The sequence below is a fragment of the Sulfitobacter sediminilitoris genome (assembly GCF_010667575.1).
Classification (GTDB): domain Bacteria; phylum Pseudomonadota; class Alphaproteobacteria; order Rhodobacterales; family Rhodobacteraceae; genus Sulfitobacter; species Sulfitobacter sediminilitoris.
This window is the reverse complement of record NZ_JAABNT010000010.1, coordinates 1-25832: the sequence shown is the minus strand read 5'-3', so window position 1 is coordinate 25832 and position 25832 is coordinate 1. Positions and strand designations below refer to the sequence as shown.

The window sequence follows — 25832 nt, the reverse complement described above, 5'->3', positions numbered from 1 at the left end:
CCGGGCAAAACTGGTGGAACAAGAGCTCTGAGACAGACAAAATAACCCTAACGAAATTGCCCTTCACCGCGAGCCCACACAAACCATCTTTACCCGGACCGCTTGTAGTTGCTAGCTGATTTCCTTCAACAACCATTCGGCACGTTCAACATGTGCGCGGGCCACGCCAAGTTTCTTCTCTAAGCGGGCTTTCTTATCCGCTGACCGTGCAGTTGCGATATTGGCCTCAAGCTCTTCCGTTTTACTCTCGAGCTTTTCCAAGACCTTCTCAATGTGGCTTGGCGTGATCTTGCTCGCCTTTCCACTTTCCAGCCGTTCATTGTATTCGATGACTTTCGCGGCAAGCTTTTTCAGACCCATCTGCGCTTCTCCAATTCTTGTCCTGGGATGTAACATGAGGGGCGCTTCATGACGTTTCCTTAACGGCGCCCTTTGAAAATTTCGTGGCGTGTCGCGTGCCCTGATCGGCCCTGGTGTCTTCGAGTTCTTCTTCGTCGAGCGACAGGAGGCGTTCAACTTCGGCCATCGAGCTGTCGCGTTCGATGTAGTAGCGACGAGCCGCTTCGATCAAATCGCGCATGGCGCTATACGCATAGGTTGAATCATTCATGAAGGACGTCGCAGCAGTCGCGCTCAACTGTCCACTGCGGATAAGCATATCGACACGATCTGTGGTCGACCGGGATGCATCCTCGATCTGGGCGCGTTCCTGATCAAGCCACAGAGCACTCCGGTTCTCGGGCTCGGTAAGCTCCAGTTTCCTGATTTCGACCGAAATCCTCGCAATCTCAGTGCGCAGGTTATCGTAAAGCTCGGTCACCGCGCCCTGAGGCCGTGTCGTATACCGGAGGATGTTTTTGCGCAGGTGCTTGATCGACTTAACCGCTTTCACGATGTCGCCCGCAACGTCGCGCAATGCGTAGACACGTTCGGCGGTCTCTGCGGGAAGTTCCTTGTCTCCAGCACGCGTGGCAAATTCGACGATGGCCGAATAGAGCGTCTTAACCCGCGCTTCATAAGCCTCGTCGATGTCGAGTTCGAGTGGCGATCGGCTTTTTCGAACTGCCCCTGCAATGTCATCTGTCGAAAAGATTTCATCTCGGTGCAGGTTCAGACCATGAAGGATCAGCTTGGCGGCATTCTCGTAGAGATGGAGCACCTCTTTACGCAATGCGGTCTCCAGCGTTTGGGGAAACTCGTCGATAGCTTCGTTCAGGTAGCGGGGACGGCTGACATCGGGCAGGGGTTCGGGAATACGGCGCTCAAGCAGGGCAACGAGTACTTTCAGGAAGGGCAACATGAGCGCAACACCAAGTACATTGAAGATCGTGTGAAAGACGGCGAGCTTCATCGCGTAGTCATCCGGGGCAATCCCCACCGTCGCGCTGATCCCGTCAACAGCGGCGCGCAGTTGTCCGATCAAGATCAAAGCCACACCAGCAGTAATGATATTGAAGATGAGATGAGCCAGCGCCAACCGCTTGCCCTGGAAGTTCGCGCCAAGCGAGCCGATGATCGCAGTGATTGTCGTTCCGATGTTGGCGCCAATCGCTAATGCCAGCGCGTTTTCGTAACTGATCTGTCCGGCAGAGAGCGCTGTCAGGATCAGGACCATGGTCGCATGGCTTGATTGCATAACGACGGTCGCAATCGTGCCGATGAGGGAATAGACGATCAGGCCGATGAGCCCAGTAAGAGCAAAGCGCGTCAGATCGATCTGATCCTTGAACGCGTCAAACCCTTCTTTCATGTGATGGATGCCAAGGAACAGGAAGCCGAGGCCCGCCAGCACATATCCGACGCCGCGCAACGGCTTGGATTTCTGAAAGACAAGCACGATGCTGAGCGCGATCATCGGCATCGCATAGGCCGCTATGTTAACCTTGAGTCCGAGGCCCGCGACCAACCAGGCACCGGTTGTCGTTCCGATGTTCGCGCCAAAGATGATCCCTATACCGCCAATCAAAGAGATCAGTCCCGCGCTGAGGAAGGATATTGTGATGATGGAGACAAGTGAGCTTGACTGCAGAAGAGTCGTCGCAATGACCCCAAAGCTGATCGCGCGCGGGGTTGAATCTGTCGCCCTCTCCAGGAGACTTTCCAGCGTCCCACCACCCAGCAGCTTGAAGCCATCTTCGAGCATCAACATGCCGAACAGGAAAATTGCGACCCCGGCGGCAATTTCCTGCGCGTCTGGGCTGAACCAGAAGGCCAGGATAAGTACGGCAATCGTGACGGGGAGATAATACCGGGTCATCCGCGCTCTTGATCCTTCTTTCCCATGATCTGTCGATCTATGCAAACGGCGTTGCACTTTTGAGACGTATGGATCCCTGAATATGCTGTCCTTGATCTGCATCATTTCGAATCTTGCAAGGCACCTGATGATCGCTCCCGTCGATTGCGCACTAATACTGGGGGGACCTGAACTTGCTACGAACCGAGAACGTCGAATCTGCCGCTCAACGAAATCGCGATGAACTGTTCCGCTTTGGGACCGCGCTGATCTTTATTGTGGGGATCATGCTTTTTACAATCGTTCGGACCGATGGGGGTATCGACGGTATCCTCTTGGTAGCCGCGGCCATGATCGGCGGCTACATGGCGATGAATATCGGCGCAAACGACGTCGCCAACAATGTCGGCCCGGCTGTCGGGTCCCATGCCATTACGCTGACCGGCGCGATTTTTATCGCTGCATTCTTCGAAGCAGGCGGTGCGATGATCGCCGGCGGCGATGTTGTTGGCACGATCAAGAGCGGGATCATCGATCCTGACCTTGTCGCAGATCGCGATACGTTCATCTGGCTGATGATCGCGGCACTTCTGGCGGCGGCGGTCTGGCTCAATTTCGCAACCATCGTTGGCGCACCGGTGTCCACCACACATTCCATCGTTGGTGGCGTGCTGGGGGCAGGGGTCGCGGCAGCAGGCTGGGGTATTGCAGACTGGTCCGTCGTGGGCCAAATCGTTGCAAGCTGGGTGATCTCACCGGTGCTGGGCGGGCTGATTGCCGCTGTTTTTCTCTACATCATCAAGCGCACCATTACGTACAAGAAGGATGTGCTGACTGCGGCCAATCGCATGGTGCCAGTTCTTGTCGCGATCATGGCCTGGGCTTTCACCACGTACCTCATGCTCAAGGGCGTCAAGAAGATCGTGACCGTCTCCTTTCCGGTCGCGCTCCTTATCGGGCTTGGCGTGGCTGTTGCTGTGTACCTCATTTTGCAGCACTTTATTGTCCGCAGAACAGCCAAGATGGAAAACCACAAGGGAAGCGTTAACGATCTATTCACGATACCGCTGATCTTTGCCGCCGCCCTCCTGAGTTTTGCACATGGCGCCAATGACGTGGCGAACGCGGTTGGCCCGCTCGCCGGTATCAACGAGGCCATCGTTGGTGGCGGCGTCATTGCAAAGGCCTCCATTCCCCTTTGGGTCATGGCGGTCGGTGCGATCGGGATTTCTCTTGGCCTCGCGCTTTATGGGCCAAAGTTGATTCGGACCGTGGGCAGCGAGATCACCGAACTGGATAAGATGCGTGCATTCTGCATTGCGCTGGCGGCCGCGATCACCGTTATCATTGCCTCGCAATTGGGCCTGCCCGTCAGCTCGACCCACATCGCGGTCGGCGGTGTCTTTGGCGTTGGTTTTCTGCGTGAATACATCAAGTCGAGCTATGCACGCATGCTCGACCAGATCCGCGAGCACCACATCAACCATGATCCGGAGGCTGTCGACGACTTTCTGGCGCGGTTCGAGGCTGCCGATGTGGCAATGAAGGGAGAGATGCTGCGCAACATGAAAGCTCAAGCTGCAAGTGATCGTCTGCTTGGTAAACAGGAAAGGCGAGATCTGGGCCGCGTGCATCGTGTGGAGCTTGTGAAGCGCAACCTTCTTTTTCGGATTGCAGCTGCTTGGATCATCACGGTTCCGGTCGCGGCCACCCTCTCCGCGATGTTCTTCTACATGATACGCGGCATGCTGTTGCCCTGAGGCATGTGCCAGAAATCGCGATCAAGTGATGAGGCTATTTGTACTCAAGTAAATTGCCCACTTTGATTGCGATTGGCATTCACGACGAACCTCTCCATGCGGAATGATGCTTTCAACCTCTCTGAAATCGCTCCTTCATCACGCAAGATATTTTCCCTTGTGGTCTGCGCTGACTGTTTTTCGCTGGCGGACGTTTGATGCACGATCCCGCGGTCTAGGAACAACTTTGGGATTGATCGTACGTTGGTTCCGGCCGGCAAGAAACCGATTTGACCGCGAGGCAAAGAGGGTCTTTCCACAGATGGAACCCAGCCTGCGCAGGAAGCTTGGTCAAGACATGGGCCGACAGATGGGGCGCACGCGTTTCGAGATTTACTATGATGCCGAATTTCAAAAGCAGCACCACAAGTTCAAAGCGGCAGGCCCGGGTCTTGAAGCCCTGAAGGCAGCAAACGCGGCTGGCAAGGGCGCGATTATTATCTCGGGGCATTTCGGTCAGTGGGAAGCGATCCGCGCGGCAATCAAAATGCACGGGATGGAAAGCGGTGCGGTCTATCGTCCAAACAAGAACCGTCGTTACGAGCGCCGCATATTCAATGGCATTCAAGCTGGGGGAAAACCGATCCTCGCAACCGGCCACGTCGGAACGCGCGCACTTGTTCTGCATCTGCGTGAAGGGGGCATCATCTCTATCCTTATGGATGAGAAGTACTCTGAGGGTGTCTGGATTCCCTTTCTCGGCTATGACGCGCTCACATCCCTTTCAGCAGCCCAATTGGCATTGAAATACGATCTGCCCATGATACTTGCCTATGGTATTCGTCGTGAGGACGGGAACACCTTTGACGTGATCTTCGAAGCCCCGATTGAACACACAGACGCTGTGAAAATGACCCGTGCATTTAATCAAAGCCTATCTTCACAAATAATGGCAAATCCGCAGCAATGGTATTGGCTTCTGAGGCGTTGGGACGTGGTTTGAAAGCCTGTAAAGCCTCTGCGCTACCAGCCGCGCGCGCAGTATGACGCATCCAAGATGTGCAATGCGGGCGAGGTCGTAGTTGAGAAAAAGTTGTTCAATCGCGTCGTCCGGTCAGCGACCAAGCGTCCTTGCTGTAAAGTAGTCAACGCCCATTCCAAGTTCTTGCTGTATTCTAGCAGGTCTGTGACCCTAAGTAGGTATTTAACATAAGGAAGATTACAGGTGACTTATTAAGATATTGAATTTATTGAAATATATACATTTTCGCCCTGAGTACTTGGGACTGCGCTGCTTGCTTACAAGCAGGGCTCAACCCTGAATCAGCGCCACGGACTTGGCGCGCACTTCTGCAAGCTCCGATGAGGTAACCTGGCCCTTTCGCTTTGCTTTTCTAACTTTCCAATCCAAGCTCTTGACCTGATCGGCAAGCGCCGCGTTGGTTTGCGACCCTTGGATAACCACTTCGAACGGATAGCCCTTTATCTTGGTTGTCATCGGACAGCAAAGCATCAAGCCAATCTTGTTGTACTTTGCTGGACTCAAGACGAGTGCTGGTCGGTGTCCGGCTTGCTCGTGTCCGGCTTGCGGATTGAACTGCAGCCAGACAATGTCACCGGCCTCTGGAATGTAGGCCATATCAGAGCGCTTCTTGGCCCAATGGTCCGCCCGTCTCGATCGCTTCATGAGTGTTTTCGCTGGTGATGCCATCCAACAGATCATCCAACAAGAACTCTGGCGATTGATCCGGTTCGATGATGATACGCCCGTTCTCTTCGCGTACATCGACTGGTGTGTCGAGCGACAGCTTCGCCGCCTGCATAATGGCTGCAGGTATCCGAACAGAGGCACTGTTGCCCCATTTTTTCACAATCACGCGCATCTCTCATCCTCATCTTGAGCCCAAGATATAAACATGAGGCGTATGCGTGTCAACATTGTTGATACATTTGGGATCCGTCTTATGTTGAATTTTTTAGCTCAAGCTCTTTATTGCTACTCGACTCACGCTGCACACGTTTTGTTACGGGTTAATGATGTGAGGTTGCCAAACCTTCGACAGTTGAGGCGCATTGCGTTTGCTGATCCAAATCCCGGCGGTTGCCACCCCAGCCGCAATTAACCAGGGGGCCGGATGGACGGTTTGAAACGTGATCCAGAACAAGGTCATTTCTTGCCCCCCGCGCGCAAGATGACGGCTGTGAAATACCAACTCAACCAAGGCGCAAACGCCCAAAATCCCGATCGCGGCAGGCCCTACGGTTCTGAAATACGGACCAAGCAATCCATACAATCCGTTCTGCCGGATTACAGATACATGCATCATCAGAACACCAGCCAGACCTGACGGGAAAAACATCACTGTGACCAGAAACATCGCCCCGACATAGAGCTGCCACAGATCTGTATGTAGGCTAAGTACAGTTTGAAGTAATGTGAACAAGACCGCCCCGAGGATTGGCCCCCAAAAAACCCCTATCCCTCCCAGAAACGCAATCATCAGTATTGCACCTGACGCTTGCACGCTGAGGTTTTCAGCGGAGGCCAGTTCATAGTTGATAGCAAACAATCCTCCGGCCACACCGGCGAAAAATCCCGCAGCGCAAAACGAGAAAAATCGGACCCACCGCGCTGAATAGCCCAGAAATTCCGCGCGTTCGGGATTGTCTCGTACGGCATTGGCCATCCGTCCCATGGGCGTCTGGGTGAACAAATACATTAGACTGACAGAGGCAACCAACCAGAACGAGATCAGATAATAGACTTCGATCTGGCGCAGGAACTCTATGCCGAAAAACGGTACACCGAGTGTCCTGTCGCCGCCGACCCCGCCGCCACGGAAAAACGAATACCCAATGATCGAATAGGATGTGACCAGTTCGACCACGCCTAGCGATATCATCGCGAACACGGTGCCTGACCGGCGGGTCGAAAAAGACCCGATCAGCATTGCCATACCCATAGAAAACAAACCGGCAAACAAAGGCAGAAAGGGAAGCGGTATCGGGACACCCGCCGCCTGTAGATAGTTCATCACGTGAATGCAAATGAACCCGCCAAAACCTAAATAAATCGCATGACCAAAACTGAGCATGCCTGCCTGACCCAGCAACATATTATAAGAAAGAGCAAAAATGATGGTGATCGCCATTTGGTTCATAATGGTGATCGTCGAGTTTGCCGCAAAAACGTGTGGTAGCATCAGCAAAACCACAATCGCCGCGGCCCATGGTAACAGGCCTTTCGCCAAGGAACGAAGGGCCGCGCCCTCCTCACGCAATCTATGGTAGGTATTTTTCATGTACTTAGGCAGTTTGATTCAATTTGACCTGAGCGCGCAGATGCATACGCAGCGCTCCTGAACCAATCGACACCACCCGTAGCGTCACTCAACAGCTACAAGTTGATGAACTTCAATCACATTTCCTTCGGGATCATAGAAAAACACCTGATGCCATCCCTTCACAGCATTACTGCCCCAGTCTGAGTAAGGTATGCCCTGGGCATCTAAATGGGCCATGAAGGCCGCGATATCATCTGTGCGGTACGCAATATGACCGCGTTCGAGCGGGTTAACGACCTGGCCGGACCGAAATGAATTCAAAACGTCACGCGGCGTCAGATGCATCTGGATATCGCCGTCAGTCACAAAAGAAACGTCACCGACCAACCCCTTTTCTCTGTTCAAGGGCGGTAATTCTGCAGGGTCTTCATCCCCCAACGTAAGAACCTCGCGGTAAAAGCGGTCCATCTCGGGTACATTGCTCGAGCATAGATTGATGTGATGCAGCTTGAGTTTCATACCAGCAGCGTGGCCCAGACTGCTTCAGCAAGCAAGGGACCTTCTGATGCGGTGGCACCTGAGCTACTGTCGGCCAATCCCGGGTCAAATTCGCAACGACCGCAAAACGCCTATCGCTCCTGCGCCTCTCTTGAACGAATTTCTGCAGCAGCCGAAAGATTGAGCGATACTGACTTAGATGAAGTCCTCATCCGGCAGCACGCCTCCGGTCATTATCTTTGCCAGTCGAGCGCGCATGAGCCCTTGGGGATTCATGAGCTCGTTTCGACTGGAAAAATCACTTTGAGCCACCTCGAATTCGCTCACCTTTTCAAAGTTGCGCGACGTCCGCTCTATCAGATCGAAAAACGCCCAATTGAAATTCTCGGCCGCACGATGGTCAAGGATGCCTTCCTGCGTAAGAATCGACTGGAGCCGTTTCAATGCCTCGCGCAGGTCCCACAGGTCAAAGGAACATGCCGCCTGACGCTCGAAACTATAGTCAGAAAGCTTCGCAAATTCTTCGCGCGTGTTTTCTTCGCGGAACGGTTCGGGAAGCAGGGCTTTGGCCAAGGCTTCTATGAATCTGGCGATGTCCCCGAGCGCCTCTTCGTCCAGGCCGGCTTCTTGGCGTGTGAACGCAGAAACGGCCGCGCGCTCTGCCTCGGTGAGTGCGTTGCGCATCCTTTCAATCTGCGTGTCGACGAAGGCGTGCACATCATAATCTTCAACTGTCCAGGAACTGGCAGATTTGGTGCGCATGGACGATTGCGCCAGACTCCGCAGTGTATGCCAGAGTTCGGATTTCAAACCCAACATTTCAGTATGACGGCGCTGCTCCTGATATCGCGAACGCTGGATGCTATGAGGCCAGAAACCATGCTGAAGTTCCGACGACGGGAACAGAAGCTTCGCAAAAGGAGTCGGCACCGTTGACCTTGGTACGCAGAAATCGGGTTTGCAGTATTTGTGCCTTTCCGATCCGGGTGCATGCCCCCATTGCTGTGACAAGACGGAATCCAGAACTGTTGCCGGGCTGATCCATTCTATCTTTCCCGCGGCCCTTGCCTGAGACATCCGGGTTTCCTTTCGGGCGAGGCGCATTTCGGAAATCCACGCAGAAATATCCAGCATGGCATCTGAAGTCTGACTGAATAACAGTAAGGGATCGGTGACCATTCCAACCTCATCCCCCATGAAACGCCCCTTTATCATGAGGTTGCTGATGTCACTCGTCTTGAGTTGGCGCGCGAATTCGCCGGAAACGTATTCCGCCCCCACAAGACCGGACTGTACCATGATCGGCGGGGACATTCCGTCGTCCTTGAGGCAATAGCAAAGCTCGATGTCGTCTTGCAGCAGGCCCGTGGCTGCTTGCTCGACAAGCTGCTCCGCCTCTCCCTGTCTCGCATAGCGCCAGCCAAATATCTCGCCGAACGTATCCACTTTCTTCCATTCCGGGCTGCCGACCCGTTCGTAGAGCGTGGAACCTGAACCGCGGTGAACGTCGGCATGCAGGGAAAGTGGCCGGATCGCCTCGAACACATTCACGAGCCGATCCTTGCCGGGATAGGTGAATTTTGGGATCAGACCGAGCACCTTGCAGATGGGCTGCGTCGGGTAATCGGTGATCGAAATATGTATGGGCATTTGGATCTCGCGCATGTCGCGTAGCTTGTTGATCCGGTGCTGTCGCGTGACCAGGCCTTGATAGCAGGCGGCTGTCGTGTGGCGGCTATCGCGAAACTGCTTGAGCGCAAATTGATTGAGCGGCAGCTCTCCACCCAGAATTTGCAGAGCAAAGCCCTGACCAACATTGAAAGGCAAAGGATCATCGCCAAGGAGATCCCCGAGAGCCGTTGGCTTGCCATTATCTTCAAACGGATCGTCAGGTTCGTTGTCTGAATAGGCCTCAGGTCGGTCAGTCCCAGCGATCACGGATTGCCTGCTCTTCTCTTCCAGATCGTCTGCCAATAACCGAATCCAACGACCGACGCTCTCGCGCTGGGTCTCGGGCACATCGCGCTGCTTCGGGGCATGCGTGTGAAGCCGTATCAAATCCCGCTCTTGCGCCTCGGCCCCGGCCATCAATGCGGGCAGAACCTGTGCGCTGGTGGTGAGCAGGTCGTGATGCGCTTCCTTCTTGCTGGGATCGGCAGAGACCCAATCATTCGACGGGGACAAGATCCGTGATCCCATCGAGGGAATACCTGACACCTCGCTCGCCGTGATCGCTGTCGCCGCATCATCCACATAGGAAAACGCAGAAACAAAACCGGTGGTCACGAGATGCTTTTCACCACGCAGCGCGCGCATATTTGCATCCTCGAACTTGGTCTCGTCGCGGTGTTTCTCAGGGAAGGCATCGTCCGCGTACCAGTCATAGGCCTTGACCGGGACCATCATGTTCACCTCGCGGGCGCGCCGCTTTGCGATGGCATTGACTTCGGAGTTGACCTGGTCGAAATCACAGATCACGAGATACACGAAATCGCCCCAGGCTTTGAAACGCATGTGACCCTGAACATGCAGGTAGTTGCTCACGAAAGCCTGCAGCGCCGCCGGGTCCGCTTTCAGCGGAAGGACCCGAACAGATGCATCGGGCATGTAGAACGCGCCGCCGATCGCCTCGCTGCCGCCGCGGGCTGTATTGAAGAAATTGATCGCCTGTATGTAGTCAAGGCGCATGTTGTCTTCGAGGTCGGCGTCCCCAATCGGTTTCCTGTCTCCGATTGCGGAATGGATAGACTTGGGTGCGGGCACTTCCTCGGGGCTTGGCGGTATTTCTTGGGCAGGCGTTTCAGGTTCGGCGACAGCCGCGGGTGTTGCTGCGGCGGCCTTGTTTTGTGCTTCCTTACGAATGTCCGAGAGTTCTTTGGTCTCATGCCAGGCCCCGGAGCGTGAACGCCAAATCAAGGTATCAGCCAGCCCATATGTCATATCTACCTGAAGCCAGAATGGGCTGACGGGCGCCAGTGAAGAAACCCGGGCACCACCGATTTCGCGCTCTTCCGACACTTCCAACCCCAGCGATTGGACGATCGGCAGACCGGCCAGATGATGCACGTCGATCCTGAAGCCTCCGTCCAGCTGGCCCAGCAACATGTTCTGCGGCCCGAGAAAACCTCCCGCCTTGACATTCGTCACGGGCATTTTGGCGGATGTTACGGCCTGATAGCAGGTTGCAAATGGATCGCGTGCATCACGGAACTGTTTGAAATTTATAGTATTTGCATAGGCCCTGGGAAACAGGGACCACAGTACGTCCTTCAGCCCCGGAATCCAGCTCTTGGGGTCTCTCCAGTTGCGCAACCGTTCTGGATCCAGCTGTTCTTTGAACGTTTTCATGTCTAGCAGGTTGGGCATCACCGATGATCCGGTGATGCCGTCACTGGCCATCCCCGTAAAGGTGCGGGCCAGATCAACGCTCAGTCGGGACAGTCCTGTCAGGGATTGAGACATCTGGCTGAGGGGCTTGATCAGCGCGTCAAGGTTCGGCGGGACATCCAGAAGTCCGGCGGTCCGATGCTGATAGACCGATACAAAACTGCGGTATTCCTGAGTTTCGCCAACAAACGCTTCATTGGCCTGCTGCGTGCTGACCTGGAACACGCGCCGCGACCCATGCGGATCGCGCACCCATTCGCTGACGGAGGGGTCAAGACGGGAAAGCAGTTTCGGCCAGCCGTAGACCTCGCGTCCCGTGCTCATCGACATTTCGTTGTCGACGAAAATGAACGGAGAGGTGAACGCCCAGTCATGGAACTGCAGCCCACCGTCCTGGGCGTTGAGCCAGCGTAACGGGATGCCAAATGCGACTTCGCGCTGGGACACCCATCCCATGTTTGCCGCTTCAAGCGACATGCGACCGTAGTCAAGGATGACCAGGTAGACAAAAGGCACAAAGGGGCTGAACTGCACGAGGTTCGGCGCATGGTTGAGGTAATTACGGCAGAAGGCTTCCAGTGTCGGCAGACTCGCACGCAACGGAAAAACCGACATCGTGACATCATTGAACGCAAAAGGCGGGCTCATCTGCAGCGAACTGGCTGCTCCCCGCGCGATGTTGAATGGTATCGTGGACATCGTCTCGGCACCCCGCCTAACCCAACCCATTTTACGACGGTACAGGCGCTTAACGTTTCGAACAAGCGCGGCGTACTCTGTAAGAACAAACTGACTCGAGGCCGACGTAGCGCCAATATGATGCGACTGATGAGACTTTCCTTTATTGTTGATTTCGTTTTAACCCGGTCTGCACCGCGGACGAAGCTGCCTGATGCAGCGAGACAGGCGGCGCAGTGAGGGCAATTCCGGCTGGGCGCAATGGTGTTCGACGTTGATGACAGCACACCAGCGGATCTTTTTTCGCGATCTCTTACGGCAATGCTGGTTGGATATTCAGATTTGAAGACCGCCAAGGATACTCACGCAAAACAGAAATGTGTGTATCAGTCGGCAAGAAGACGATCGCGCAGGGCTGACAGATCTCCGAGTTCGAGTCCGATATCCGTGAGATATGCAGAAACAGAACCGTGACGCCGATCGATTTGCTCAAGCGTCGTGGCCATCGTCAGTGGTGCGCAAGCCAAGAACTGGGCGTGCCGCTCCGCGTCGCCACCGCTTTCGCGGGTGCGTTCCAACAGCTCCTTGACCAGATCGGCAATGAATTCTCGGGTCAGAGAATAGTCGGCGAGGATGGTTTGCCGGTCCACCCCGGCTGCCTCCAGCAGAAGCGCGGCGACCAGGCCCGTGCGGTCCTTGCCTGCGGTGCAATGAAAAAGAATGGCACCCTTGGGAGCTGAGGCAATGGTCGCCAGAATGTCCCGCATCGCCTCTGCCCGGTCAATCAGGGCAGACAGATAGAAATGCACAAGCGGGTCGTCATCGTCAGCCCCCTGCCCGGTCGCCATCAGCGCGGGCGCAAGGTCATCGTAGATTGGTTTGTGGTAAAAGCCGACCGGACCCTGATCCACATAGGGGTTCGGCTCCTCTTCAAGTTCAGCCTGCGAGCGCAAGTCGATTACAGAAGTCAGACCTTCGGAATTCAGCAACTCCATTCCTTCGGGGGTCAGACGGTGCAGCCCGTCGCCCCTCAGCAGGCGCCGCCATCGGGTGACAAGCCCGTTTCTGGCTTGATAACCGCCCAGATCCCGGACGTTCTGTACCCCGGGCAGTTCGAGACGGCGGCGAAGATCCTTTTTCATTCCCAATGCCTCACTTGAACGCGCGCAGGCGCGCCTCTTCCAGCAGACCAAGCTGGCGGCGCTCGGGTGTCAGCGGCACGAAGGAAACCGAAAGTCCCGAGGGCCGCAGAACACAAAGCCCCATGCTTGTCCCTTCGACGATGCGCATGTCGCGTTGCTCAAGGATATCGACGGTAGAGTTGAGACCCATGCAGGTGATGACGGGCACCCCGTGCCAATGGTGAACCTGGTCGAGATGAACATGACCCGACAGCACCCCGATGACCCCCCGCCCCGCTATCGTTTCACCGAACCGGTCAGAGCTTTGCTCATCCAGGCTGGCCCAGGGAAGGGTACGGTCATCCATGCGCGGCGGGTGATGGGCCACGACCAGCTTGGGCAGGTCCGGTTCCCGCTCCAACGCGGTATCGAGAAAGGCAATCTGACCTGGATCCAAGCGCCCGGCCACGTGGCCCGGAACAAGGGTATCGAGCGTGATGACATGTAGATTGCCAAGGATCCTCTCGTGCATGAAAGGAGCGTCGCCCGTCCCTGTCGCAAAGACCTCCGCGAAGGGTGTGCGCTTGTCATGATTGCCCAAGGCCAGCACGACGGGCGGCGCCAGATCCGCCAAGATCTCCTGAAGGAGTCCATAGGACGAGGCAGCGCCGGTGTTGGTCAAATCGCCGCTCGCCACTACCAGATCCGGCAGGGGGTCCATCGCGTTGATGGCCGCAACTGCGCGACGCAGTGTGTCTGTCGTGTCCGTCTTGAGGGCAGCGTCGCCGACGTCGGGATGAGAGATGTGAAGATCGGTCAGATGGATTATTCGGGTCATATCAATCCGGCGGCTGTCATGAGTGAACGCGTATATCCCTTCTCGGGCGCGCGCATGATCTGTTCGGCAGCACCGTATTCGACGATCTTGCCGTGTTTCATCACGATAATGCTGTCGCAAATGCTGCCCACCACTGAGAGATCATGGCTTATGAACAGAATTGCAAGCCCCAGCTCATCCTGCAGATCCATGAGCAGGTTGAGGATCTGGGCCTGCACGGACATGTCGAGCGCCGAGACCGCCTCGTCCGCAACAAGGAGCGATGGGCGCGTCACGATGGCCCGGGCAATGGCCACGCGCTGCCGCTGCCCGCCGGAAAACTCATGCGGATACTTCTCCGCATCGGCTGGACGCAGACCCACCTGGTCCAGAGCCTCGGAAACCCTGTGCCGTTCCGCCTGCCCCGTGGCGCGCAGGGGTTCGGCAATGGACCACCCCACGGTCCGGCGGGGATTCAAGCTGCCATAAGGATCTTGGAAGACCAGCTGGAAGTGCGGGCGCAGGCTGCGCAGCGTGTTTGGGGAAAGTGCCGCAAGGTCGTTCCCTTCGAAAAGGACGCGGCCCGCGTCGGGTTTCTCAAAGGCCATGACCATACGAGCAAGGGTCGACTTGCCCGAACCGGATTCGCCTACAATCCCCAGTGTCTGCCCCCGTTCCAGGGTGAAGCTGGCCGCATCGACGGCGGTCAGGACTGCGGGCGGTTTCAGCAACGCCCGGCGGGGCAGTCGGTAGCGTTTTGTCACATTCTCCACCGCCAACAGGGTCATGTCGCGGCCTCCAGCTGGTGGCAAATCGTTCCCTCGCGCTCGGCGGGCCTTACGGTTGCGCATTGGGACATTTCAACGGGGCAGCGCCCGGCAAAGCGGCATCCGGCGGGCAGGTCGGCCAAAGGCGGCACTGCACCCGGTATCGTCGGCAGCCGCTTGCGCCGGCCATCGGTTTCCCGCACGTTTTCGGGACGCGGCCGGGCGGATAGGAGACCCTGCGTGTAAGGATGACGTGGGTCGGACAGAACCGCAGCCGTTTTGCCCCGTTCAACGATATCGCCCCCGTACATCACAAGCATGTCTTCCGTCGACCGCGCCACGGCGGCCAAATCGTGCGAAATAAAAAGCAAGGCCATCGTCCGGTCGCGGGCCAGCCGGGCCAGCAGTTCGGTGATCCTCAGGGCTACGTTCGCGTCAAGCGCGGTTGTCGGTTCGTCTGCAATCAACAGGCCCGGATCACAGGTCAGCGCGAGCGCAATTAGAACCCTTTGCCGCTGCCCGCCGGAAATCTCGTGCGGGAACTGCCTGAAGCGGGCCTCCGGGTCCGGGATACCGACCTCTTCAAATAGGGAAAGGGCGCATTCACGGGCCTGGGCACGGCTGAGGCCCATGTGGATGATCAGTGGTTCCATGACCGTGTCACCCACCCTCTTGATTGGATTAAGCGCGGCCATGGGTTCCTGGAAAACCATGGCGACGCGGCGGGCGCGCTGGACCTGCCAGCTTTTCTCGTCCGCCCCAACCATCTCGGCATTGTCCAGCCTTAGGCTTCCGCTTACCTTTGCCGCGGCGGGCGTCATGCCGATCATCGCAAGGCCCAGCATCGTCTTGCCGCACCCCGACTCGCCCACGACACCTATGCGATCTCCGGGCCGCACCAAGAGCGAGACATCCCGAACGGCCTGTCCCGCGCCAAGAGAAACGCTGAGTTTGCTGGCCTTGATCATCGCTCGCGCACCAGCCGTGGATCGGTGACATCGCGCAGACCATCGCCCAGAAGGCTGAACCCCAGAACCGCCACGACAATGCAGAGGCCGGGATAGATCGCCAGCTGCGGTGCAAGGTACATCAGCGTCTGCGCCTCCGACAGCATCCGACCCCATGAGGGCGCGGGCGGTTGCGCGCCCAGTCCCAGATAGCTAAGGGCCGCCTCGGCCAGAATGGCAATGGCAAATTCAATCGTTGCCTGCACGATGACCGGTGCGGCAATGTTGGGAAGGACATGATCGCGCGTGATCGCAAAACGCCCCATACCGGCTGCGCGCGCAGCAAAAACATATTCCCGCGTCCAGATCTGGTTGGCCGAGGCGCGGGCGACGCGGGCAAAGACGGGTATGTTGATAAAGGCGATGGCCACGACCGCGACGGTCAGGGAGGGTCCGAAGACCGCGGCCAGCATGATTGCGAAAAGAAGCGCCGGAAAAGCAAAGCTGATGTCTGCCAGGCGCATCACGATGTCTTCGACAAGCCCGCCAATGGCAGAGGCCAGAAGCCCCAGCGAAACACCGATTGAGCCACCGATGAAGACCGCCGTTAACGCAACCGCGACCGAGTTGCGCGCCGCGGCCATCAGTTGCGAAAAGACGTCCCGGCCAAGCTGATCAGTGCCCAACCAGTGCACTGGCGAGGCGGGCGCGAACTTGTCCCGGATGTTGAGCAAGGTGTGATCGTACGGTGTCCAGACCAGAGAGAGCGCCGCCGTAGCCACCACCAGGCCGACAAGCACCGCACCGATCATCAGGTTCACGGGCAGGCGCGTCATGAACGGGCCTTCAGGCGCGGATCGATCGCGAGATAAAGGAGATCAACAATGAAATTAGCCGTGACCACGATGGCTGCAAAGAGCATCACAAGGGCCTGAACCGAGGGCAAATCGCGGTTCGCAATGGATTGAAAGATCAGCCGGCCCAGTCCCGGCAGATAAAAGACATTCTCGATCACGATGGTCCCGGTCACCAGTGCCGCGAATTGCAGCCCGACGATGGTCACGATGGGGATCAGGGCATTGGGCAGAACGTGCCGCCAAAGGACCCTTTGGCGGGAAAACCCCATGGCCCGCGCGGTGCGGATATAATCCAGTCGCATCACCTCGAGCGCGGAGGATCGCGTGACCCGCGCAAGCACGGCGGCCTGTACCAAGGCCAGTGCAACCGTCGGCAGGATGAGAGCCCGTATCGCACCCAAAGGCTCAGACCAGCCGGGAAAACCGCCGGGAGGCAGCCAGCGCAGTTTGACCGCAAAGAGAAGCACAAGCAGGATCGAAAGCCAGAACGCGGGAACCGCGATGCCAAGCTGGCTGAGAAACATCACTCCCCAGTCCCCGGCCTTGCGGTGGTGCGCTGCCGCGCCGATCCCCAGCACAAGCGCGAGGATAACCGTCACCACCATACCGGAAATCGCAAGCGATATGGTCAGGGGCAGTCGTTCGACCACAAGCTCAGACACGGGCACACGAAAGGAGTGGCTGACCCCGAAATCGCCCCGGAGCGCGCCCCAGACCCACTGCCCATAGCGCGTGATCACCGGATCATTCAGCGCCAGCTCTTCACGCAGGGCGGCCAGCGCATCGTCGGTCGCGTCCAAGCCCAGGATGGTCAGCGCAGGATCACCCGGCAGAATGTTCATGACCGCAAACACAACTGCGGAAACCACAAACAGCGTCACGATGAAACTGATGGTACGTCGGAGGAGAAAATAGCCCATGGCGGAGAACCTGCGCGCCGACCGGGTCGGCGCGCAGGCGATCCAGTCAGTTCATGGTCACACCCGCCAGCGGCTGGAACAGAACTGCGCGCGAGGGCCAAAAGCCATCGACACCGGTCTTGTAGACGCCAAGCTGTGGCAGCTGGAACAGGAAGCCGTGCACGGCCTGACCAGTCAGGTATTGCTGGGCCTCCTGCAGCAGCGCGTTGCGCGCCTCCGGGTCCACCTCACTGCTGATCCGGTTCCACAGATCGTTATAATCCGCATCATCATAGCCATAGAAATACTTTGGCCCACGCGCGAAATTACCCAGATCGTTAGGCGAAGTATGGGCGATGATAGTCATGTCGTAATTCTGCTTCTTGTAGATCTCGTCGATCCAGAAGCCCCACTCGACATTCTCTACCTTCGCGTCGATCCCTGCCTCGGCAAGCTGGGCCTGAATGATCTCAGCCGAACGCGTTGCGTAGGGAAACGGCGGCACGCGCAGTGTCATGGTGCTGCCCGCCACGCCGGCCTCTTCGAAAAGCGCCTTTGCCTGCTCAGTATCGTGGGGGTACGTGCTGGTCAGATCCACATAAGCCGGCCCATGCGGCGGGTAGAAGCTGCCGATGGGCACGGCCTGACCGTACATCGCACCGTCGATGATCTCATCCCGGTCAAAGGCATGGTTGATCGCCCGCCTGACCCGCACATCGTTGAAAGGCGGCTTGGAATTGTTCATTGCCAGGATCACCTCACCTTCCGTAGAACCAACGACAACATTGAAACGGGGGTCGGCCTCGAACTGCGGCAGCAATTCCGGCGCGGGGAACCCCGGGAAGGCATCGATCTCTTCAGAAAGAAGCGCAGCCGAGGCGGCGGCAGCGTCTGAAATGAACTTGAACTCAACCCGGTCCAGCGCAACGGACCCTGCATTCCGATGGTTGGCATTCTTTGCAAGGACCAGTTTGTCGCCCCGGGTCCAGCTGTCATATTTGAACGGCCCGGTGCCTACGGGCGTGGCATTGTTGGTCTCATAGCTCTCTGATGCGACGATGGAGGCATCGCCTTGGGCCATGTTGAAAAGAAAGAAAGCATCCTTCTTTGACAGCTTGATCTCGACTGTGCCAGAATCAACTGCTGAGACGCTTTCGATTGACTTGAAGAGCCCCTTGGACGGATTGACGGAGTCTTCTGCCATCGCACGGTCAAAACTGAAGACGACATCCTGGGCATCGAAGGCCGTGCCATCATGATAGGTGGCGCCCTTGACCAGTGTGAAAGTGTAATTCAGCCCATCATCTGAAACCGTCCAGCTCTCAGCAAGCTGCGGCAGCACCTCGCCTGCTTGGTTTACTGTGGTGAGTGATTCATAGACGTTCTGTGCCAGCATACCGTCGATCGACGCCGTCGCGTCGGAAGTCGGATCAAGCGACGTTGGTTCCTGCTGCAGACCAATCACAATGGAGGATTCCGCGCTGGCGATCGCAGGCGTGATTGCGCCCGAAACTGCGAGCGCCACAATAGCCATGGCTGACTTCCAGATCTTCTTCGGCATCGTCATTTCTCCCAGTAGATTTTGGGCGAACACGCAGTTGTTTGCCGTCGGCCCCATCCGGGAAGGGTGCCCTAACATTCGCGCTCACGTCAAGACGACGGCAATTCAGTCTTATTCAAAAAGGTCTGGCTCTATCAAAAATGCTGCGCGGACAGCTGTCGGCTTGGTCCCATGGGGCCCCTACTGGTACCCGCGCTTGGCCTTTTTCATGTGATGATCAAAGCGGGCCTGTTTGGCTTCCGCTTCATTGTCAAACCAATCCGTGCGGACTTGCCCGGAACTTCCTATTCGTCCCCATTCACGTTCCAACGCCCAGTTTCCAAAAAGCCCTTGAAGGATATCCATCCGGTAGAACCGATTGAGGTTTGCTCCTTCGTCAGTGCGGGTCAGATACATGCGCTCTGGTCTCCAACATTTGATAGTAGCCAAGAGTAGCAAACCAAACGATTGGTGTCTGCAGCGCGCTTGATTTCTACTTAGAAAGCTTAACCTCGGGCGGGCAACTGGGACCCCAAATTGCTCAATAAGAATCAGCCACAACCATCTGGCGAACCGCCGTATTTGGCTGTCACCTCTAACGGCTACCTTTTCGTTCATCACTCTTTGATAGGAAAGGGACTGACCAAGATCTGTCTGAATGAACCGCCCCTTGTTTGCCGGAGATCCAGAAGTAAGGATACTAGGTGTTCAGCACAGCCATCAATTCCTGTTCAATTCTATGCGCTTGTGGTTCATTTCAAGCGAAACTGAAGTGGTCCTGTAAAAACTGGGCAGCGTGCTAAAGTGTGTCCAATAGGAATGAATGGATACGGGAATGACGAAGCGACGGAATTTTTCAGAGAGGTCTAGAGCGTCGGTTACGCTTGAGGAGTTTAATCGGGGGGAAACGTTGCTTCAGCACAGCAGAGGCGGTGCTATCTGGGGAATGTCTGTTCCGGCCGTTATCGTTCGCCGACCGTTTTAGCAGTGGCAGGTCAGCAGCTTCGTGTCAGCAATCCGAAAATCCAGGTCGATCCAATAGGGGTGCCAGACAGGCACCTTGCCGAACACCGTTGGCATGCCAAAGCTGTCGATCATATCGAGCGGATCGTAACGGTGGATTGTCAGCGGGCCTGCAGCAACCATCCCAGCACCCGCGAGGGCCGTTGTTTGCGATATCGCGGAAATGCGCGCTTGATAAGCAGCTTGTTCCGGGGCGGGCGCCAACACCGTGGTGCTGTCGATCTGTTTCAGTGTCTCAACAGCGACCTCGGTGAAGATAATGGGCGTTGCTGTGCTGTCGAAAAGATGTCGCCAGGCGACTTCATCCAACTCAAATGGTGGCTCTTCGTCGTCAACGTCCATGCCGCGACCGTCCTCTTGACGAAACAGCCTCTTAACCGGCCCAAGGGGCCAGGTGACCTCAGGCTCCTGTGTGAGAAAGGCGGGGCTGCGGGTAAAGGCCGGTTGGCGGAGCAATGGATGCTCAGCCAGTGTGGCATCGGCATCCTGCGTTGGTGTCAGCCAGTTGCTTACACTGATGTCGCTGTTACTGACCTGAAAGTTGCCGAAGGTTTTTGCAAATCCAAAAACCTCTCGTCCTACGGTCAATGACATAGGGTTGTCGACCACGAGGTACGGCGAAAAAAATCCCAGCTTCGGTTCTGTCGTCTTGAAGGGTGAAATGATCGGGATTTGAAAAATCAGTTCGTTTTGCCGGATAAAACCGAATTGAGCATAGGATTCTGACACGAGCCGGTCGTACTGCAGGACTTGCACGTAGATCATCGATGTTAAAGGCCGCCAATCAGGCGCGCCCGGATCGGGGTTGTTTAGATACCTGTCACAAAGGGCGCCCAGTTTGGCAAAGGAGGCGGTGACGGGAAAGGAAAGCATCCGCACTCCCGTCGCGACGAAAGGCGGGACGGAACGCGTACCGGTTAGGTCAGGGACAAGGTCGGCCGGATCGCAGCCACAGCCGCTGCTGCCCCCTTGTGCTGTCGCATTGCGTTGGATGTCGGACATGAGGCCTCGCTTTCCGGCAATAGGCGTGTGAGAACGGGTTGAAATGTGAAGCTTTACCCTGGCGATTAACGATAGCATGGGAAGGGAATTCAGACCAACTATGGGTCAGGTCGGCTTTGTTGTACAAATCAGAATGAGGATTCACCTCACGAATCCAGCATGATAGCTGGTAAACATGAACAGCTGGTCCCCTAAGGTGTTGAGCTGGCGACTGTCCAACACCATGCACACCGACTTTTGTGTCGACGCATTGAACGAGGCCATAGCCAAACACGGCCGCCTGAGATCATGAATACGGATCAAGGCAGCCAGTTAACCGGATCGGCCTGGATCACAACGCTGACCGAGGCCGGGGTGCGCATCTCAATGGACGGGCGCGGCAGGTATCTCGACAACATCTTCATCGAGCGCCTGTGGCGATCCCTGAAGCAGGAGGCGGTCTACCTTGAGGAAATCAAAGACGGCTTCCAGGCCCGGCAGGTAATCAACAACTGGATGACATTCTACAACACCGAGCGGCCCCATTCTTCCCTTGAGCGCAGAACGCCGAAGGAGGCATACTGGGCCGGTCGAGAAGAGAAATTGGCGGCACGAAAACCAACCCGGATACACCTTAGATCAGCCGCTAAGCTGTCCAAAAAGGTGGGACCACTTCAGTCAAACACCCACAACCCAGTTCAACCCCGCCGTCGAACCTAGAAATCGGGTTCAGTTCCTGCGCCATACGACCGATCAAAGGAGCAGATGCCAAAGAGATTAAAAACACCAGCAAGATTGAAGAAACGGCGCTCCACTTAGGAACGCCGTGATAAGTCTATACGGGGGGAAGAATCGATGGCCAATTCAAAGCGCTACTACAAACTCAAGAAAAACGACACGCTTGATGCTCTTGCGAGCAAGCACAAGTACAAGAACTGGAAACAAATATGGATGGCGAAAGAGAACGCCAACCTGCGCAAGAGACGTAGCAAGCCCGAACAGCTGCAGGCAGGCGACATGGTCTATATGCCGGTGACTGATGCAGAACGAAAACATGTGGACAAGACCATATTGGAGCTCAACCTGGCCCGAAATGATCTGATCGTTGTGCGCAGCGATTTCGAGGCGGACATTAAGCGTCTGGAATACAATTGCACGAACTTGACGAGGATTGTCGGCGAGATCAAAAAAGTTTCAGCAGGAATGATCTCCGAGATCAAAGCGGCGAAGAAAGGGATCAAGAAAGTCTCAACCGCTGTAGACACGGCGGCAACGTTGGTTAATCTGACCCGTTCGCTCACCAAGCTCGCGCAAACTGGCTACAAGGCCAGCAAGGCCAGCGGCGATGCGTTGAAGAAGATCAACAAAGACTTGACTAAGGATGTGAAAAAGAAAATCCGCGATGGCCATATTGATGCCGCGCGCAAAATGTTGGTTGGGCTTAAAGACACCTCACTCGAGGCAATCTGGATCGTCAACGACAGTTTCGACAAGATGACGTCACCCTCGTTCTGGGCGATGACTTTCACGCAGGTCTGGGACGGCAAAAGCTGGTCCGATGCGGTAACTTACGACCTCGATGCCGATTTCTCTAAAAAAATCAAGAGGGTGGAGCGTGATCGCGACACCTATATAAAGGATATAAGTGCGGAAATAGCCAAACAAAAGGCCACCATCAAGACGCTGCAGACCACTATCAAACAAGTCAACTTGAGAATCGGCCAAAACGAAAAGGCCGCCGTGCAGCTAATGGAAGCCATCGAATAACCCTCGCGATCAGGAGGAAATTCAAACATTTTTCTAAGCTTTGCCTGAAGAAGGGAACCGATCGGCTGTGCTTTGCGTCGTAGTGGTTCAGATGTGATCTGACAGTTTCCCGCATTGGACGTACAGGTGACCACGGCTTTGAAGATCATCCATGATGTCGAGCACGACTGGTCTGGCTTGTCCTCTAGGCCGATATTTGCGTGTGCGAAATCAGAGGCGCTCTATCCAAATATCGTTAAGGCATCAACGCAAACGCTTTCTGCATCGCCTCACAAGCCACCTTCAACTTGGCATCGCAGCTTCCCTATGAACGGCTGATAACGTGGAATATCGGTACCTCCTGTGTGCTGCGTTATCAGGACTTAAGACGGCGATACCGAGCGTTTGCTGGCGGACGCGCTCTCGGACGCTGCGCCGCGTCCTCTGCTCACGGCGCCTCTCAAAGGGCCGGACGCGCCCGATGATCGATTGCGGTCAGAGCGCGAGCAAATCTGCAAGCTGAGCCTCTCCCGTTCGTGTCCGTCTTTGAAAGAAATTGCGCTTGTGTAACCCGGTTCACAGACGATCACAGACTCACATGCCATAACGTATCGGTAAGGCCAGTGATGGCACACAAACTGAGGATGAAACCATGCAGACCCTTCAGAAGTCTTTCTCACCCCGCGACGCGTTCAAGGTCGCACGCGCAATGGTCGACTTCGTTCGCGGTACCCTGCAGGATGGGTTCGCTATGCAGTCAAAGGTAAATCTTTACCACTGACAGGACTACGACGGCCCGCCCCCCTTCCCGGGCGGCGGGCAGCTACTGAACCACAGTCCGTAAGAATAGAATTCTTATAGCGTCTCGCCTTTAACTTGGGGCATATCCAGCCTGACAGAAGAAGTTCCAGCATTCTTCTGGTGTGAAGAGACCGCAGATTTCAGTAAGAGCGTCGAACATCTGATCGAATGTTCTGGCTCCAATTCTTCGCAGGTGTGCCTTGAGCTTTGAGAAGGCCACCTCAATGGGGTTGAGGTCGGGAGAGTATGGCGGCAGGTAAAGAAACCAGCAGCCTACATCTCGCAACACCGCTGCCGCCGCTTTATTGTAGTGTGTGGCAAGGTTGTCGCAAATAACGACCGTGCCGGGCTGTAATTCCGGTGCAAAGACGTTTCGGACATAGGCTTCAAAGGCTTCACCATCCATTGCCCCTTTGATCACCCAAGGCGCGACCAGATCGGAGGCCGCCAGCCGGGCAATCAGGGTCTGGGTACCCCACGATCCAAACGGCGCGGATGCTGTCAGCCGGGTGCCGCGCAGGGACCGCCCTCTTGTTCGCGTAAGGTTGGTTTTGACGGATGTTTCATTAAGGAAGACAACACGTTCAGGCATCGTGCTGATCGCCGGGACGCGATGGTCAAACCAATCGGCGCGGGCGCGCCTTACCCTTACCCTTGCGCGTTTGCGCTCATCCGCAATGAGGCTCTTTTTGTACGTGTAACCCAGCCGCTTGAGCGCCTGATCAATGCCGGAAACAGACGCGGTAACGTCATGCGCATCTGCAAGTGCGCCTTGCAGTTCCTTAAGCGTGATGTCCGGGTCCTGGCGGATCAACTCGATCAGGAAGCCATGGTACGGGGCTAGCCGACCATGTCCGGTGTTCCGCGGGTTCTTGGCAGGCGTCAGGCATCGCCCCTGCCTCAGCCGCTGCGACAGCCGAGAGGCAGATGCCGCTGAAATCATAAGGCGGCGGCCAATCTCCCGGCCTGACAGACCCTCGGCAAAGAGACGTTCAAAACGGGCGCGAATATCAACAGAAAGTGGATTGGGCATAAACTGATCCTCCTGAACAGGATGATGAGGTGGACGCCCCCTCAACCCGGCATCGATGTGCCATATGGTGGTGTTGTTAACGTCGCCATATCAGATGAAGGAGCGTCCACATGATAGTTAGTACAATCGGCCTCGACATTGCGAAGAGCGTTTTCCAGATTCATGGAGTTGATGAAACGTGCGAGGTTGTCCTGACCCGCCGGTTCAAACGCCGCAAGTTGCTTCCATTCTTTGCCAAGTTGCCGTCGTGCCTGATCGGGATCGAGGCCTGTGCTACCGCGCATCATTGGGCACTCGAACTTGCGGCACTCGGCCATGAGGTCAAGTTAATGCCGCCTGCTTCTGTGAGGGCATACATCAAGCGATCCAAGACCGACGCCGCCGATGGGGAAGCGATCTGCGAAGCGGTATCCCGCCCCTCGATGCGGTTTGTGCCGGTTAAGTCGCCCGAACAGCAAAGCCTCCTGATGCTCCACCGCACGCGGTCATTGATCGTGCGTCAACGCACGATGGCTGCAAATGCTCTGCGCGCACATCTTGCGGAGCTCGGGCTTGTGACCAATCCCGGTATACGCAATCTGATGAAGCTGATCGCGCGCGTGTTTAATGAGGCAGACCCCGATCCTGCTGTACCAGAGATGGCCCAGATCGCCCTGTCCGTGTTGGTGCGCCGCCTGGAGGAGTTGGACACCGAATTGCGCACGTTGGAAAAGGAGTTGGACAACTGGCACAGGCGTAATGAAACGAGCCAGCGTCTGGCCGCCATCCCTGGTATCGGTGTTATTACAGCGCCCGCGCTCGTGGCCACCGTGAGCGATATCCATGCTTTCCGATCGGGTCGGCAGTTTGCGGCCTGGTTGGGGCTGGTGCCCAGGCAGAACTCTAGCGGTGATAAGGTTCGGTTGGGTGGCATATCAAAACAGGGTGACCGGTATCTGCGCAGACTTCTTGTGATCGGCGCGACAGCTGTTATCCGACATTCCAGGAGAAAGGATACGCCGATGACCGCCTGGGTCAGGGGCATGCTGGAGAAAAAGCCAGCACGCCTAGTCTCCGTCGCTCTGGCAAACAAAACCGCGCGGGTCGTCTGGGCTTTGATGGCGCATGGCAGATCATACCATCCCTATCACGCGGCTCTGAGCTAAGAAAAAGAACAAGGAATTGGGAATGGCAAAACCATGATGCGAGACGATCAGTCCAAGACCCAGAACACCCCGTCTGATTCAATGCGCCCCACAAGCGCGCCAGGTTGATCAGGGACCTCTCCAGCGGATTTCCATCAGGGCCAGCGGCGCCTTCGAAGCTGCACAAACAGATCCCATGGTGAGTGGCGCAGAACTGATAGGCTGTATCATGCCAAAAAGAGGAGATCTGATAATGACACATTCGTCCGACACGCTGAATTCTATTTCATATGATCACACGCTCGTTCTCGCGATTGAGTTGAGTAGCAGATCCTGGGTTTTAGCGGCGCAAGT

Annotated in this window: 23 protein-coding genes; 6 read left to right on the top strand and 17 right to left on the bottom strand. The window is 56.2% G+C overall.

The features are described 5' to 3' along the window. Nucleotides 1-111 precede the first annotated feature (111 nt). The gene (locus GV827_RS15305; protein ID WP_164354692.1) at nucleotides 112-360 is read right to left on the bottom strand and encodes a hypothetical protein; all 249 of its coding nucleotides are present in this window, start codon (nucleotides 358-360) and stop codon (nucleotides 112-114) included. Nucleotides 361-406: 46 nt separating this feature from the next. Continuing rightward, entirely contained in the window at nucleotides 407-2257 is a 1851-nt protein-coding gene (locus GV827_RS15300) for a Na/Pi cotransporter family protein (RefSeq protein ID WP_164354691.1), read from the bottom strand. A 173-nt stretch (nucleotides 2258-2430) separates the two neighbouring features. Between GV827_RS15300 and GV827_RS15295 the strand changes: the two genes are divergently transcribed. Then, on the top strand, nucleotides 2431-3996 hold the full coding sequence (locus GV827_RS15295) for an inorganic phosphate transporter (RefSeq protein WP_386334476.1): 1566 nt from the start codon (nucleotides 2431-2433) through the stop codon (nucleotides 3994-3996). Between the two features lie 106 nt (nucleotides 3997-4102). After that, nucleotides 4103-4978: a lysophospholipid acyltransferase family protein gene (locus tag GV827_RS15290; RefSeq protein ID WP_164354815.1), complete on the top strand. Its 876-nt coding sequence runs from the start codon at nucleotides 4103-4105 to the stop codon at nucleotides 4976-4978. A 309-nt stretch (nucleotides 4979-5287) separates the two neighbouring features. Here the strand turns inward: GV827_RS15290 and mazF are convergent, their stop codons facing one another. The 14 genes from mazF to GV827_RS15220 form a co-directional block, all read right to left on the bottom strand. Beyond that, nucleotides 5288-5614: an endoribonuclease MazF gene (gene mazF / locus GV827_RS15285; RefSeq protein WP_164354690.1), complete on the bottom strand. Its 327-nt coding sequence runs from the start codon at nucleotides 5612-5614 to the stop codon at nucleotides 5288-5290. A 1-nt stretch (nucleotide 5615) separates the two neighbouring features. Further along, nucleotides 5616-5858 carry an AbrB/MazE/SpoVT family DNA-binding domain-containing protein gene (locus tag GV827_RS15280; RefSeq protein ID WP_164354689.1) on the bottom strand — a complete coding sequence of 81 codons (243 nt, stop codon included), beginning with the start codon at nucleotides 5856-5858 and terminating at the stop codon, nucleotides 5616-5618. A gap of 141 nt (nucleotides 5859-5999) precedes the next feature. Next, entirely contained in the window at nucleotides 6000-7277 is a 1278-nt protein-coding gene (locus GV827_RS15275) for a branched-chain amino acid ABC transporter permease (protein WP_164354688.1), read from the bottom strand. Between the two features lie 84 nt (nucleotides 7278-7361). Beyond that, nucleotides 7362-7778 carry a VOC family protein gene (locus GV827_RS15270; RefSeq protein WP_164354687.1) on the bottom strand — a complete coding sequence of 139 codons (417 nt, stop codon included), beginning with the start codon at nucleotides 7776-7778 and terminating at the stop codon, nucleotides 7362-7364. A gap of 174 nt (nucleotides 7779-7952) precedes the next feature. Continuing rightward, on the bottom strand, nucleotides 7953-11843 hold the full coding sequence (locus tag GV827_RS15265; RefSeq protein ID WP_164354686.1) for an acetoacetate decarboxylase family protein: 3891 nt from the start codon (nucleotides 11841-11843) through the stop codon (nucleotides 7953-7955). Between the two features lie 365 nt (nucleotides 11844-12208). Continuing rightward, nucleotides 12209-12964 (bottom strand): tyrosine-protein phosphatase, encoded by a 756-nt coding sequence (locus tag GV827_RS15260; protein ID WP_164354685.1) that lies wholly within the window; start codon nucleotides 12962-12964, stop codon nucleotides 12209-12211. Between the two features lie 10 nt (nucleotides 12965-12974). Then, nucleotides 12975-13781, bottom strand: coding sequence for a metallophosphoesterase (locus tag GV827_RS15255; protein WP_164354684.1), 807 nt, complete (start codon nucleotides 13779-13781; stop codon nucleotides 12975-12977). Further along, on the bottom strand, nucleotides 13778-14548 hold the full coding sequence (locus tag GV827_RS15250; protein ID WP_164354683.1) for an ATP-binding cassette domain-containing protein: 771 nt from the start codon (nucleotides 14546-14548) through the stop codon (nucleotides 13778-13780). The genes GV827_RS15255 and GV827_RS15250 overlap by 4 nt, the downstream gene beginning before the upstream one ends. Beyond that, nucleotides 14545-15495, bottom strand: a complete 951-nt coding sequence (locus GV827_RS15245; protein WP_164354682.1) for an ABC transporter ATP-binding protein — start codon at nucleotides 15493-15495, stop codon at nucleotides 14545-14547. Before GV827_RS15245 ends, GV827_RS15250 begins: the two co-directional genes overlap by 4 nt. Next, entirely contained in the window at nucleotides 15492-16310 is an 819-nt protein-coding gene (locus GV827_RS15240) for an ABC transporter permease (protein ID WP_164354681.1), read from the bottom strand. Before GV827_RS15240 ends, GV827_RS15245 begins: the two co-directional genes overlap by 4 nt. Next, the gene (locus GV827_RS15235) at nucleotides 16307-17251 is read right to left on the bottom strand and encodes an ABC transporter permease (protein ID WP_164354680.1); all 945 of its coding nucleotides are present in this window, start codon (nucleotides 17249-17251) and stop codon (nucleotides 16307-16309) included. The genes GV827_RS15240 and GV827_RS15235 overlap by 4 nt, the downstream gene beginning before the upstream one ends. Before the next feature lie 46 nt (nucleotides 17252-17297). Then, the gene (locus GV827_RS15230) at nucleotides 17298-18791 is read right to left on the bottom strand and encodes an ABC transporter substrate-binding protein (protein ID WP_164354679.1); all 1494 of its coding nucleotides are present in this window, start codon (nucleotides 18789-18791) and stop codon (nucleotides 17298-17300) included. Nucleotides 18792-18971: 180 nt separating this feature from the next. Further along, on the bottom strand, nucleotides 18972-19187 hold the full coding sequence (locus GV827_RS15225) for a WGR domain-containing protein (protein WP_164354678.1): 216 nt from the start codon (nucleotides 19185-19187) through the stop codon (nucleotides 18972-18974). A gap of 564 nt (nucleotides 19188-19751) precedes the next feature. Beyond that, nucleotides 19752-20795: an acetoacetate decarboxylase family protein gene (locus GV827_RS15220; RefSeq protein WP_164354677.1), complete on the bottom strand. Its 1044-nt coding sequence runs from the start codon at nucleotides 20793-20795 to the stop codon at nucleotides 19752-19754. A 288-nt stretch (nucleotides 20796-21083) separates the two neighbouring features. Here GV827_RS15220 and GV827_RS15215 point away from each other — a divergent pair, with 288 nt between their 5' ends. The 3 genes from GV827_RS15215 (at nucleotide 21084) to GV827_RS23870 (ending at nucleotide 23301) form a co-directional block, all read left to right on the top strand. After that, nucleotides 21084-21494, top strand: coding sequence for a transposase (locus tag GV827_RS15215; protein WP_386334496.1), 411 nt, complete (start codon nucleotides 21084-21086; stop codon nucleotides 21492-21494). A 135-nt stretch (nucleotides 21495-21629) separates the two neighbouring features. Then, nucleotides 21630-22541, top strand: a complete 912-nt coding sequence (locus tag GV827_RS15210; protein WP_164354675.1) for a hypothetical protein — start codon at nucleotides 21630-21632, stop codon at nucleotides 22539-22541. Nucleotides 22542-23172: 631 nt separating this feature from the next. Further along, complete coding sequence (locus tag GV827_RS23870) at nucleotides 23173-23301, top strand: hypothetical protein (protein WP_268895744.1); 129 nt, start codon at nucleotides 23173-23175, stop codon at nucleotides 23299-23301. Nucleotides 23302-23391: 90 nt separating this feature from the next. On the opposite strand, the gene GV827_RS15205 is transcribed toward GV827_RS23870, so the two are convergent. After that, entirely contained in the window at nucleotides 23392-24354 is a 963-nt protein-coding gene (locus GV827_RS15205) for an IS630 family transposase (protein ID WP_164354674.1), read from the bottom strand. A gap of 110 nt (nucleotides 24355-24464) precedes the next feature. On the opposite strand from GV827_RS15205, the gene GV827_RS15200 reads away from it, so the two are divergent. Next, complete coding sequence (locus GV827_RS15200) at nucleotides 24465-25499, top strand: IS110 family RNA-guided transposase (RefSeq protein WP_164354673.1); 1035 nt, start codon at nucleotides 24465-24467, stop codon at nucleotides 25497-25499. Nucleotides 25500-25832 lie beyond the last annotated feature (333 nt).

What these genes read in the sequence shown, in the direction of transcription:
- GV827_RS15305 (WP_164354692.1), bottom strand. Translation starts at nt 360, where the DNA reads ATGGGTCTGAAAAAGCTTGCCGCGAAAGTCATCGAATACAATGAACGG.
- GV827_RS15300 (WP_164354691.1), bottom strand. Translation starts at nt 2,257, where the DNA reads ATGACCCGGTATTATCTCCCCGTCACGATTGCCGTACTTATCCTGGCC.
- GV827_RS15290 (WP_164354815.1), top strand. Translation starts at nt 4,103, where the DNA reads ATGCTTTCAACCTCTCTGAAATCGCTCCTTCATCACGCAAGATATTTT.
- mazF (WP_164354690.1), bottom strand. Translation starts at nt 5,614, where the DNA reads ATGGCCTACATTCCAGAGGCCGGTGACATTGTCTGGCTGCAGTTCAAT.
- GV827_RS15280 (WP_164354689.1), bottom strand. Translation starts at nt 5,858, where the DNA reads ATGCGCGTGATTGTGAAAAAATGGGGCAACAGTGCCTCTGTTCGGATA.
- GV827_RS15275 (WP_164354688.1), bottom strand. Translation starts at nt 7,277, where the DNA reads ATGAAAAATACCTACCATAGATTGCGTGAGGAGGGCGCGGCCCTTCGT.
- GV827_RS15270 (WP_164354687.1), bottom strand. Translation starts at nt 7,778, where the DNA reads ATGAAACTCAAGCTGCATCACATCAATCTATGCTCGAGCAATGTACCC.
- GV827_RS15265 (WP_164354686.1), bottom strand. Translation starts at nt 11,843, where the DNA reads ATGTCCACGATACCATTCAACATCGCGCGGGGAGCAGCCAGTTCGCTG.
- GV827_RS15260 (WP_164354685.1), bottom strand. Translation starts at nt 12,964, where the DNA reads ATGAAAAAGGATCTTCGCCGCCGTCTCGAACTGCCCGGGGTACAGAAC.
- GV827_RS15255 (WP_164354684.1), bottom strand. Translation starts at nt 13,781, where the DNA reads ATGACCCGAATAATCCATCTGACCGATCTTCACATCTCTCATCCCGAC.
- GV827_RS15250 (WP_164354683.1), bottom strand. Translation starts at nt 14,548, where the DNA reads ATGACCCTGTTGGCGGTGGAGAATGTGACAAAACGCTACCGACTGCCC.
- GV827_RS15245 (WP_164354682.1), bottom strand. Translation starts at nt 15,495, where the DNA reads ATGATCAAGGCCAGCAAACTCAGCGTTTCTCTTGGCGCGGGACAGGCC.
- GV827_RS15240 (WP_164354681.1), bottom strand. Translation starts at nt 16,310, where the DNA reads ATGACGCGCCTGCCCGTGAACCTGATGATCGGTGCGGTGCTTGTCGGC.
- GV827_RS15235 (WP_164354680.1), bottom strand. Translation starts at nt 17,251, where the DNA reads ATGGGCTATTTTCTCCTCCGACGTACCATCAGTTTCATCGTGACGCTG.
- GV827_RS15230 (WP_164354679.1), bottom strand. Translation starts at nt 18,791, where the DNA reads ATGCCGAAGAAGATCTGGAAGTCAGCCATGGCTATTGTGGCGCTCGCA.
- GV827_RS15225 (WP_164354678.1), bottom strand. Translation starts at nt 19,187, where the DNA reads ATGTATCTGACCCGCACTGACGAAGGAGCAAACCTCAATCGGTTCTAC.
- GV827_RS15220 (WP_164354677.1), bottom strand. Translation starts at nt 20,795, where the DNA reads ATGTCCGACATCCAACGCAATGCGACAGCACAAGGGGGCAGCAGCGGC.
- GV827_RS15215 (WP_386334496.1), top strand. Translation starts at nt 21,084, where the DNA reads ATGAATACGGATCAAGGCAGCCAGTTAACCGGATCGGCCTGGATCACA.
- GV827_RS15210 (WP_164354675.1), top strand. Translation starts at nt 21,630, where the DNA reads ATGGCCAATTCAAAGCGCTACTACAAACTCAAGAAAAACGACACGCTT.
- GV827_RS23870 (WP_268895744.1), top strand. Translation starts at nt 23,173, where the DNA reads ATGCAGACCCTTCAGAAGTCTTTCTCACCCCGCGACGCGTTCAAGGTC.
- GV827_RS15205 (WP_164354674.1), bottom strand. Translation starts at nt 24,354, where the DNA reads ATGCCCAATCCACTTTCTGTTGATATTCGCGCCCGTTTTGAACGTCTC.
- GV827_RS15200 (WP_164354673.1), top strand. Translation starts at nt 24,465, where the DNA reads ATGATAGTTAGTACAATCGGCCTCGACATTGCGAAGAGCGTTTTCCAG.